This window comes from Spongiibacter sp., from assembly GCF_041602295.1.
In the GTDB taxonomy this organism is placed as follows: Bacteria; Pseudomonadota; Gammaproteobacteria; order Pseudomonadales; family Spongiibacteraceae; genus Spongiibacter.
This window is the reverse complement of the sequence record NZ_JBFIGO010000091.1, coordinates 1-11,050: the sequence shown is the minus strand read 5'-3', so window position 1 is coordinate 11,050 and position 11,050 is coordinate 1. Positions and strand designations below refer to the sequence as shown.

The window sequence follows — 11,050 nt, the reverse complement described above, 5'->3', positions numbered from 1 at the left end:
TGACTCCGCTGTCTTCCGCTAGCTCTCATATCAGACGTCTGCAGGACGCCATGATTTTGCACTGCGCTTCACCTGATGCCCAACATTTTAATACCGAGCCGGCTCGGTTTGCAGATCTGGATATCGATTTACTACGCGCTAAGCCATTGATTTTAAACCTATATTTTCTGGAAGCTAAAAACACGGGGACAGAAAGCGAGCCGGCTCGCTTTGTTGCTGAGCGCGGCCTGTTATCTTGTGGCGGCATCAATCTAGCTCCTTGATTGATATGACTATTTTGGCGGGGCACGGGGTACATGCGAGCCTCCTTGCGCCGCAAAGTAGAGCATATTTTGACTTTCCAGCGATATACTGTATTTTTATACAGTATATGATCGTAAGGGAAGTGAGCCATGGAAGGGCCATTTTTAACAAACGTTCGGCGGGAGATTCGCCTTCGCGGTTACAGTATGCGCACCGAGAAAGCGTATTTAACGTGGATTAAGCGCTTCATTCTGTTTAATCAAAAGCGTCACCCGGAAGATTGCGGCCCGGCGGAGGTAAAGGCATTTTTGTCTTGGCTGGCCAATGAGCGCAATGTGGCGGTAAACACGCAAAAAGTCGCCTTAAACGCCCTGTCGTTTTTGTATAAGCACATCCTGCGGCGCGAACTGGGCGAGCTGGGTTTTCATTTGGCAACCAAGCAGCGCAGCCTGCCCACGGTACTGAGTGCCGCAGAGGTGGCGGCGGTTCTATCTGCCATGCAAGGACACAAGCAGCTTGTTGTGCAACTGATGTATGGCAGTGGCTTGCGTGTTTCCGAGGCATTGCGGCTGCGCGTGCAGGATGTGGACTTTGCTCATTCGTCGCTGCTCATTCGCGACAGCAAGGGGAATAAAGACCGGGTAACGCTATTGGGCCGCTCCTTACACAGCCGCCTGTCAGTGCAAATACAGGCGGCAATTTCGCAGCAACAACGGGACAACGACAATGGCTTGGGCTGTGCGCTGCCAATTAGCTTGTCACGCAAATATCCCAATGCCTTTCGCAGCCCGAGCTGGGCCTTTGTGTTTCCGGCCGCAACGCCAAGCAAGCATCCGCTAAGCGGACAGTGGTGCCGGCAGCACTTACATGAGAGCGCCATTCGCAAAGCGATTAAGACCGCGTGTCAGGCAGCCGGGGTAGTGAACAAGCGGGTGAATTGCCATACTTTCCGACATTCGTTTGCCACGCATATGCTGGAAAGCGGCGCCGACATTCGCACTGTTCAGGAACTGCTGGGCCACAACGACGTGAAAACCACACAGATTTACACCCATGTGATTGGCCAACACTACGCCGGCAGCACCAGCCCGTTGGATCGGCTGGGGCTGGGCGAGTTAAGCGGGCCTATTCCCACTCGATAGTAGCGGGCGGCTTACTGGAGACGTCGTAACTCACCCGCGAAACCTGAGCGATTTCGTTGATAATGCGGTTAGAGACGGTTTCCAGCAGCTCGTAGGGCAGGTGCGCCCAGCGGGCGGTCATAAAGTCGATAGTTTCTACCGCGCGCAGCGCGATCACATATTCGTAGCGGCGGGCATCGCCGACTACCCCTACCGATTTGACCGGCAGGAATACCGCGAAGGCCTGGCTGGTTTTGTGGTACCAGTCGGCGCGGTGCAGCTCTTCCAGGAAAATGGCATCGGCTTCGCGCAGAATATCGGCGTAGTCTTTTTTCACTTCACCGAGAATGCGCACGCCCAAACCGGGGCCCGGGAAGGGATGGCGGTAGACCATGTCGTAGGGCAGGCCCAGCTCCAAGCCGATGCGGCGCACTTCATCTTTAAACAGCTCGCGCAGCGGCTCAACCAACTCCATTGCCATGTCGTCGGGCAGGCCACCAACATTGTGGTGGGATTTAATCACATGGGCCTTGCCGGTTTTGGCCGCCGCCGACTCGATGACGTCGGGGTAGATTGTGCCCTGAGCCAAGAAATTCACATCTTTAAGCTTGGTGGCCTCGGCATCGAACACGTCAATGAAGGTGTTGCCGATGATTTTGCGCTTCTTCTCCGGGTCGGCCTCACCAGCCAGTTTGGACAGGAAGTCGTGTTCAGCGTCGACGCGGATGACCTTCACGCCCATGTTCTTGGCGAACATGTCCATCACCTGGTCGCCTTCGTTTTTGCGCAACAGGCCGTTGTCGACAAACACGCAGGTCAGCTGGTCGCCAATGGCTTTGTGCAGCAGCGCTGCCACTACCGAGCTATCGACACCGCCAGACAAGCCCAACAACACCTTCTGCTGGCCCACTTGCGCCTGCACGCGCTCGATCGCGTCTTGAATGATATTCGCCGGCGTCCACAGCGCTTCACAGCCGCACAGCTGCAATACAAAATGTTCAAAAATACGCTGGCCCTGCAGGGTGTGTGTCACCTCAGGGTGAAATTGCACGCCGTAAAATTGCTTGGCCTCACACTGCATGGCGGCAATCGGGCAGGACGGCGTTGAGGCCAGTACTTCAAAGCCCTCGGGCAGACTTACCACCTTGTCGCCGTGGCTCATCCACACATCCAGCAGCGCCTTGCCGCTGTCGCTGTCCAGGTGGTCGGCAATCTCTGCGGTGAGCTGGCTGGCCGTTTCCAGGCGAATTTGCGCATAGCCAAACTCGTGTACTGGCGAGCCTTCCACTTTGCCGCCCAGCTGCTCGGCCATGGTCTGCATGCCGTAGCAAATACCCAGCACCGGCACGCCCAGTTCAAACACCTTTTGCGGCGCGCGCGGCGAACCCGCCTCGGTCACCGACTCGGGGCCACCGGCCAGAATGATGCCCGAAGGGCGGTATTCGTCGATGTCGGCATCGTCAATATCGAAGGCGCGAATTTCACAGTACACGCCGATCTCACGAATGCGGCGGGCGATCAGCTGGGTGTACTGAGAACCGAAGTCGAGAATCAGAATTCGGTGGGCATGAATATCGGGGCTGGACACGGCGTTCTCTCTATTTCAGGGCGGCTGAGTGGTTACAGCGGACGTGGTGCGAGCTGACAAACCGGGCGCCGCAGTGGGCGCCCAGCAAACAACAATCAGGTTGGATAGTTTGGCGCTTCTTTGGTGATGCTGACATCATGCACATGGCTTTCGTTCATGCCGGCAGCGGTCACGCGTACAAACTGCGGCTTGCTGCGCATGGTTTCAATATCAACGCTGCCGGTATAGCCCATGGCACTACGCAGACCACCCATCAACTGGTGAACGATGGCAGCCAGTGGGCCTTTATAGGGAACCCGGCCTTCAATGCCTTCGGGCACCAGCTTTTCTGCACCATCTTCAGCGCTTTGGAAGTAGCGATCACTGGAGCCCTGGGTTTTGGTCATCGCCCCCAGCGAGCCCATGCCGCGATAGGACTTGTAGGTACGGCCCTGATACAGCTCAACTTCGCCGGGCGCCTCTTCGGTGCCGGCAAACATCGAGCCCATCATAATGGCGTTGGCACCGGCCGCAACGGCCTTGGACAGGTCGCCACTAAAGCGGATACCGCCGTCGGCAATCAGCGGCAGGCCGCTGTCTTTCAGCGCTGCGGCAACATTGGCAATGGCGCTGATTTGCGGCACGCCAATGCCGGTCACAATGCGGGTGGTACAAATAGAGCCGGGGCCAATCCCCACCTTCACCGCGTCGGCGCCGGCTTCCAGCAGCGCCAGCGCCGCTTCGCCGGTGGCGATATTGCCGCCAATCACGTCGACCTGAGGATAGTGCTCTTTAATCCACTTCACCCGGTTCAATACGTTTTTGGAATGACCGTGGGCAGTGTCCACCACCAACACGTCTACGCCGGCAGCAACCAGTGCGGCCACGCGGTCATCGGTGTCGGCACTGGTGCCCACCGATGCGCCAACGCGCAGCTGACCCGAACTGTCTTTGCAGGCCAGCGGGTAAGTCTGGGCGTTGTTCATGTCTTTAACGGTGATCATGCCGGTAAGCTTGCCGGCGTCGTTGACCACTAGGACTTTTTCGATGCGGTGCTTGTGCAGCAGCTCGCGGGCCACCGACATATCGTCGTTTTCGTTGACGGTAACCAGCTTGGCCTTGGGTGTCATAATGGTCGACACCGGCACATCCATCTGCTCCTGGAACAAGACATCGCGACTGGTGACAATACCGACCAAGTCGCCCTTGTCCAGTACCGGCACCCCGGAAATTTTGTGGCGACGGCGCAGTTCAAACAGCTCGCTGATCGGCGCTGCGGCGTCGATGGTGATGGGGTCTTTTACCACACCGCTCTCGTGCTTTTTCACCGCGCGCACTTCGTAGGCCTGCTGCTCGATGGTCATGCTTTTGTGGATAATGCCAATGCCGCCTTCCTGGGCAAGGGCAATCGCCAGACCACTTTCGGTCACCGTGTCCATCGCCGCCGACAGCAGCGGAATATTCAGGGTGATATTGCGGGTAAGCTGAGTGCGCAGACTGACGTCTTTGGCGGTTACTTCAGAGTAGCCGGGAAGAAGCAGAACATCGTCAAAGGTCAGTGCTTCTTGAGCGATACGTAACATAGAATGATTCCAATGCCGGTGGCTAGAATCCTCGCAATTTTATTGGATTAGCGGCGCTGAGTAAACCAATTTGACAGGGCAAAAGCGCTATATCTTGGTATCATTGCGCGATGACAACACAACAATCGCCACAACAGCTCAGCGTCAGCCAACTCAACCGCCTCGCCAAGCAGCTGCTCGAAGACTGCTTCGCCCAGGTCAGTGTCAGCGGCGAGCTGTCCACCCTGTCGCGCCCCAGCTCGGGCCACTGGTACTTCACCCTTAAAGACGAGCGCGCCCAAATTCGCTGTGCGTTTTTTCGCAACCGCAATATGCGCATGAATTTTCAGCCGGAGGCCGGCCAGCAAGTGGTGGTGCGCGGCAAGGTGAGCCTATACGAGGGGCGCGGCGACTATCAGCTGATTGTCGAGCATATGCAACCAGCCGGCGCCGGCGCCCTGGCCGCCGCCTTCGAGGCGCTAAAAGCCGAGCTGCAGGCTGCCGGCTGGTTCGCGCCGGAATTGAAAAAAGCCCTGCCCAGCCCAGTCAAACACATCGCCATTGTCAGCTCACCCAGCGGCGCCGCACTGCAAGACATTTTAGCGGTGCTCAAGCGCCGCTGGCCGGCCATGAAGGTCACCCTGCTGCCGGTGCTAGTACAGGGCGAACAGGCCGCCGGCCAGATTGCACGGGCGCTGAACCAGGCGAACCGCCTGGCCAGCAGTGGTAAAAAAGATTTTGATGTGGTGCTGCTGTCGCGCGGCGGCGGCTCACTGGAAGACCTGTGGCCGTTTAACGAGCGCGTTGTCGCCGAGGCCATCTACCATTCGGCGCTGCCGGTGGTGAGCGCGGTGGGCCACGAGGTGGATTTCAGTATTGCCGATTTTGTCGCCGACTTGCGCGCGCCCACGCCCTCGGCCGCCGCCGAATTGCTCAGCCCAGACCAAGGTGAACTGATTTCGCGCCTGCACTTGCTGCGCGGCCGCCTGCAACAGGCCCAGCTGCGCCGACTGCAGCGCCAACGCGAACAACTACACAGCCTACTGCGCCGCATTCGCGATCCGCGCAGCCGTCTGCGCGAGCAGGCCCAGCGTTTGGACGAACTGGAACTGCGGCTGCAGCGTCAGTGGCGCGCCAATCAACGCCAGCGCACGGCCAGACTGCAGGCCAATCAACAACAGCTGGCGCTGCTCAACCCCCAGCGCCAGCTACAAGGCAAGCAGCAGAGTCTGCAGCAACTGCAACAGCGCCTGCAACGACAAATGGCCGAGCGGTTAAAACACGCCCGCCAGCGCCTGGGCGCACTGCAGGGGCAGATTCGCAGTCTCGGCCCCGAGCAAACGCTGAGCCGTGGCTATGCCATTGTGCTAGACGAGCGCGGCAAGGCGGTGAAAGATGGCGACAGCCTGCACTCGGGCGACACGCTGAAAGCGAAATTTGCCCACGGCGGCGCCAGCCTAGAGGTTAAATAGCAGCGGCCGGGCACGCTCAAACCGCCCGACAATAAAGTCAAACAGCAAGTACCGCTAGGTGGGCAGACACAGCCGCGCCAGCACTGTAGAGTCGGCGGCATCCACGCTTAGCCGCCAGCCAAGTTTTTGTGCCACCTCCTCCACAATCGGCATGCCCAGGCCGAAACCCTCGCCGCTGCGCTGCGCCGCCACATCCGCAGGATTGCGGATTTCGAACACGCGATTGGCATAGCCAATCGCGACCGTGCCGCTGCCACCATGCTCAAAGGCATTGCGCAGCAGGTTGCTGAGAATAATCTTAAGGAAGGGCTGCTCAATATCGAGTTCGGCCTCGGCGCTCACCTCGGCGCGCACCTGTAGGCACTCGTCGGCCAACAGTGGCCGGTGGGCATCGATTAGCGACTCCAGCAGCGGCGCAACGCGAACACGGCTCTTGCCTATGCCGTGGCCCTCGGCCCGCGCCAGCCACAACAGTGCCTCAGTGAGCTCGCGCATGTCTTCGGCGGCGCGGCGGATGTCCACCAGCGGCCGGCCAAAATCGCTGAGACCGTTGGCGCGGCGTTGATCCACCACATCCAGCGCCGAGCTGATCACCGCGATGGGCGTCCGCAGCTCGTGGCTGGCACTGCGCAAGAAGCGCTTTTCGCGCTGGTGGAAGTCATGAATGCGGCTCAGCGAGCGCTGTAATACCCGCGCCACTTTGCCAATCTCGTTGCGCTGGTCGGTAATGTCGTCATGCCGGCCCGGGGCCTGTTCATCAACCTTGGCCGCCATCGCGGTCAGCGCCGCCAGCGGTGTCAACACCACTGCGGCCAACCGCCGGGCCAGCAACACCATCAGCAGCAGCGCCGCCAGCAATGTCAGCGCGATCAACCACAGCAGTGTGCGCTGACGTGTCTGGTGGTAGTAGTCGGCCGGCGACGCGCTGTGAACAAGATAGATCTGGCGGCCGTCTGCCGTGGGGTGGCGCAGGAACATATGTATGCGCTGCGGGCGCGAGGTGAGCAGGTTCGGTACGAACTGCTGGCGGAGTTTTCCACTAGATTCAGATTCATCGTAGACATAGCGCATCAACAACTCATCGTCGACATGACTGGCCGACGGAAACAAGGCCAACACCTCCGCCGGTACCGAATCGAGGCCTATCCATACCCGCAGCCGATCGCCATCGCGCTCGCCACCCGTCAATTGCCTGCCGGCTGCCGCATCCTCGGCGGCAATCAGAAAGCTTAACTTGGTAGCGTCTTCCATACCCCAGAAATAGGCACTGATAACGCCGCTCCCCCCACCCAGTAACAACACTAAACCGAACAGCAGCAGCTCTCGATGGAAGCGGTAGCGAATGCTCTGCCGTTTCATCTCAGGCCCTCAACGCCACGCCAACGTGGCGCAGCGTGTGCAGCAGCGGTTTGTCGAAGGGCTTGTCGATGGCCTTGCGCAGCTGGTACAGGTGCGAGCGCAGGGCGTCGGAGTCCGGCACCGCATCCCCCCACACCGCCGCCTCCAGCTTCTCGCGGCTAAGCACAGCCGGGCTGGCGCGCATTAGCGTTACGAGCAGGGTCCAGCAACTGGGGTTAAGTGGAATCGGCCGGCCGGCGCGCTCCACTAGCCGCGCCCGCAGGTCAGCGCGCAGATCGCCCACCACCAACTCCTGCTCGGGCTCACTGCGCCGTTTAACCAGCGCGCGCAGCCGCGCCACCAGCTCTGGCAGGGCGAAAGGCTTAACCAGGTAATCATCAGCGCCGGCGTCGAAGCCGCCGAGCTTGTCGTCCAGGGTATCGCGGGCGGTCAACATCAACACCGGCGCGCTCACGCCCTCCTCGCGCAGCCGCCGGCACACGGTCATACCGTCCAGCCCCGGCAGCATAAGATCCAGCACGATAACCTCGAAAGGCTGGCCCTGATGTTGCGACAGTGCCAGCGCCAGACCGTGATCACCGCGCTCGGCGTAGTCGCAATCGAAACCCTCGGCTTCCAGATACTCGATGATATTGGCGGCTAGCTTGCGATTGTCTTCCACTAGCAGTACCAGCATTCCCTTGCTCCCCACTTTTTCCTGCCCAGTATAGCTCCATCATCATAGCCCGCTCGCATTGCCGAGTTTCACATTGTCTTCACTTAGCGTCGACGTTGCCATCACCGCGCTCGCGCTAATCTCGGCGCACAGTCAGCAAAAACATAAGGGAGTCACCACCATGAAGGATCTATTACTGGTTATCAGCGTGCTGCTGTGCAGCGGCCCCACACAGGCGGGCTGCAGCGCCTGGGAAAAACTCGGGGGAGTGCTGCCCGCACGCGTCGACGGCGACCGCGCCAGCTATCAGCAGATGGCCGACGCCGAGCAACGCACCCGCCGCTATATCCACGAACTGGAGGCAACCATTGCCCACTGCAAGCCCGACGACGTTCAGTACAATACCCTTGTCGACGGTATGGAGCGAGCAGCCCTGCGCTACAACCGGCAGCTGCGCATCTACCGGCAGCGCCACGGCACAGCGTCCGTCAATCTGCGGCAATAAACCGGGCACTGCCAAACGAAGGCTTCGGCCAGCTCAACTAGGGCGCGCCTGCAGCCCCGCACTGCAGGCGAATATCTTCGCAGTGCTCGCGCCCGCCACCGCGCAGGGGAATATCCCGCGCCGAAGCAAAATGAATACTCATACGCTCGGCCCACAGTGCATCGTCCAGCAGGCGCGGCTCGGCGCTGTCGTAGCCCGGTTCTCCCGGCGCTTTTAGCCAGCGGTCAAACCAGGCCACGCTGTAGTCGCTAATCATCGGCCGCGCCCAGCCGCCCACGCAGCGGTTGTCGACAATTTCGGCGCACCAGGAGGTCGCCGGCAGCGTTGGCCCCAGCGAATAATCGAGGTGGGTAGTGCCGGCAATGGTTAAGCTGTAAATGGGCACGCCGGCCGCCTGCCACTGCTTAAAGGCATGTTTATGCGCCTCGCGATCGGGGTCGCTCAGCATCGGCAGGGGCGTAAAGCCGTACTCCGACTTAAAACTCAGCGCCGGCTTATGAGCCACCACCACCGGAAAGCTGTCGTCGCCAAAGGCGCTGGTTAAGGCATTGGTGCTGCCCGGCGGCAGCTGCACACTGGTAATGGTGGCGTTGTTGCCGGTGTCGGTATAGCCCAGGGCATCCCAAGCCACTACCGCGTCGACCGGGTTCTCGGCGCTAAGCAAACCCGGCCAGGGCTCTGCCCCCGGAGCGCCGTAGGCCTGCACCCAGGTGACCCCCGCCGCGCCATAGCTGTGACCGGCAATGCCAATGCGCTCGACATCGACATATTGGTAAAACGGGTTAAAGGCCGCGGTGACCGTTGGATAACTGCCGCTGCAGGAGGCCTCGTGGGGGTAAGGCAGATCGGGACGCGACAGCATAAAGTCGATGTCGTTAATCAAACCCTGGTAGAACACATGGCCATTGAGATTGCCGCCCTGCTCCGCAGAATTTGGCGTCGCACTGTCTGAGCGCCCCTGCCCGCGGGGATCGCTGGTCAGCACTACATAACCGGCACGCACCAGCGCCTGGGCCGCCCACCAGTACAGCTGTTCGCTGGCCTGCACCGAGCCATTTTTAATCACCACCAGCGGCGCCCTGTCGCCGGGGCTCAAGGTTCGCGGGCGCCACACCCGGCCGCTGATGCGCGCGCAGCCCTGATCGTAATAGACCACCGGCACGACCTCGGCTTCCACTTCGTAGAACACTTGCCCATCGGCGCCATCCACGCCGGGATAGCGAAACGGGTCGCCAACACAGGGGCCCATGCCCGCCGAACACAGCGGCGTGGCCGGAGTATTGCCCTGGGATGGCGGCAGTCCCCAACTGGGGTCTTCGGCCAGTCGCGCCAACATGGCCAGGCGGTTATCGTTTTCCTGGGTCTGCGAGCGCTGCACAAACGCCGGCGCCAGCTGCTCAATATTCGCCTCAGCCGTGCGGGCGTGGTTTTGCTGCTCGCACTGCAGCCAATCGGCAGAGGGAAACTCTGCGAGATCGCAGCGAGTATCCACACTGTGACGGCGAACAACACTGTCGCCGCTGCTGTCGTGACTCGATGTCGAGGTGCTCGATCCGCCACAGGCGCCCAACAGGCTGAGCAATAGCACTGTGTTAATTCTCAAAAGTAAGGTCATTGAACCTCCTGTTCAAAGGGTCAAATTTCGCGTCGGCAGGGTTTTTTCCAGCACAAACAAAAACGGCGCCACCTCAGGCAGCGCCGCTGAGCCGAGCGAATATTTAGTAACTTTCAGGCAGTTTTTTCTTAATGATGATATGGCGGCCTTCCACTTCGATATAGTCGCCAATGGTCAAATCTTTGAGAATGCGCGCCACCATTTCGCGCGAAGAGCCCACGCGGTCGGCAATTTCCTGCTGGGTGAGCTTTTCCTGAATTTTCATTTGCCCCTCGTCGCCGTGGGGTTCGGCGAGGCTGGTCAACACTTTCACCACGCGGCCGTAGACATCCTGCAGGGCCAGACTCTTCACATCGTTGGTGAGCTTGCGAATTCGGCGAGTGAGGTTTTTATTGAGTATGCGGGTGATGTTGGGGTGCATATCCAAAATGGCTTTGAAATCTTCCTTGTAGATAATTCGCACCTTGGTGGCATCCATTGCCCGCACCGAGGCCGAACGGCGGTCGTCGTCCAACAGCGCCAGCTCGCCAAAGTAATCACCACTCTCAAGAATGTTTAACACAAAGTCTTTGCCGCTTTTGTCGCTGCAATACACCTTTACGCGACCGGTCTCCACTACATAGAGCGAATCGGCAACATCGCCCTCGTGTATCAATACCGTGTTCTTGGCGAACTCACGAAGAATACTGGTATCACGCAACAACTGCAGCTCGTCGGGCGCCAGGCCGTCAAACAGGTCTACGTTTTCGATACTCATTGTCACACTCCGGGCCAGAATTTTTATGCGAGCCACTATAGCATAGCTGCGCAAGTTGCTGTCTAGCTTGGAATTATAGAGCGGCGAGAAAGAGATGAGAAAGGCATACGCGGTGGCTGCCGGCCGGCAGCCACCGCGTATGCCTTTCTCATCTCTTTCTCGCCGCTCTATAATTCCAAGCTAGACAGCAACTT

The 11,050-nt window shown here is 59.5% G+C and carries 10 protein-coding genes; 4 read left to right on the top strand and 6 right to left on the bottom strand.

What is annotated here, in order from left to right; genetic code table 11:
- On the top strand, nt 1–263 hold a 263-nt coding region (locus ABYM29_RS12665; RefSeq protein ID WP_372865135.1), incomplete at its 5' end, for a hypothetical protein.
- Between the two features lie 129 nt (nt 264–392).
- Nucleotides 393–1,385, top strand: coding sequence for an integron integrase (locus tag ABYM29_RS12660; RefSeq protein ID WP_372865134.1), 993 nt, complete (start codon nt 393–395; stop codon nt 1,383–1,385).
- Here ABYM29_RS12660 and guaA read toward each other — a convergent pair.
- Nucleotides 1,369–2,952, bottom strand: a complete 1,584-nt coding sequence (gene guaA, locus ABYM29_RS12655; RefSeq protein WP_372865133.1) for a glutamine-hydrolyzing GMP synthase — start codon at nt 2,950–2,952, stop codon at nt 1,369–1,371. The genes ABYM29_RS12660 and guaA overlap by 17 nt on opposite strands.
- Nucleotides 2,953–3,047: 95 nt before the next feature.
- On the bottom strand, nt 3,048–4,514 hold the full coding sequence (guaB, locus tag ABYM29_RS12650; RefSeq protein ID WP_372865132.1) for an IMP dehydrogenase: 1,467 nt from the start codon (nt 4,512–4,514) through the stop codon (nt 3,048–3,050).
- A 110-nt stretch (nt 4,515–4,624) separates the two neighbouring features.
- Here guaB and xseA point away from each other — a divergent pair, with 110 nt between their 5' ends.
- Entirely contained in the window at nt 4,625–5,965 is a 1,341-nt protein-coding gene (gene xseA, locus ABYM29_RS12645) for an exodeoxyribonuclease VII large subunit (protein ID WP_372865131.1), read from the top strand.
- A gap of 54 nt (nt 5,966–6,019) precedes the next feature.
- Here xseA and ABYM29_RS12640 read toward each other — a convergent pair whose 3' ends face one another.
- Nucleotides 6,020–7,324 carry a sensor histidine kinase gene (locus tag ABYM29_RS12640; protein WP_372865129.1) on the bottom strand — a complete coding sequence of 435 codons (1,305 nt, stop codon included), beginning with the start codon at nt 7,322–7,324 and terminating at the stop codon, nt 6,020–6,022.
- A 1-nt stretch (nt 7,325) separates the two neighbouring features.
- Entirely contained in the window at nt 7,326–8,000 is a 675-nt protein-coding gene (locus tag ABYM29_RS12635; protein WP_372865128.1) for a response regulator transcription factor, read from the bottom strand.
- A gap of 160 nt (nt 8,001–8,160) precedes the next feature.
- Between ABYM29_RS12635 and ABYM29_RS12630 the strand changes: the two genes are divergently transcribed.
- The gene (locus ABYM29_RS12630) at nt 8,161–8,484 is read left to right on the top strand and encodes a hypothetical protein (protein WP_372865127.1); all 324 of its coding nucleotides are present in this window, start codon (nt 8,161–8,163) and stop codon (nt 8,482–8,484) included.
- 37 nt (nt 8,485–8,521) lie between these two features.
- On the opposite strand, the gene ABYM29_RS12625 is transcribed toward ABYM29_RS12630, so the two are convergent.
- Both ABYM29_RS12625 and ABYM29_RS12620 read right to left on the bottom strand, forming a co-directional pair.
- Nucleotides 8,522–10,099: a hypothetical protein gene (locus tag ABYM29_RS12625; protein ID WP_372865126.1), complete on the bottom strand. Its 1,578-nt coding sequence runs from the start codon at nt 10,097–10,099 to the stop codon at nt 8,522–8,524.
- Between the two features lie 103 nt (nt 10,100–10,202).
- Nucleotides 10,203–10,856 carry a Crp/Fnr family transcriptional regulator gene (locus tag ABYM29_RS12620; RefSeq protein ID WP_372865125.1) on the bottom strand — a complete coding sequence of 218 codons (654 nt, stop codon included), beginning with the start codon at nt 10,854–10,856 and terminating at the stop codon, nt 10,203–10,205.
- Nucleotides 10,857–11,050 lie beyond the last annotated feature (194 nt).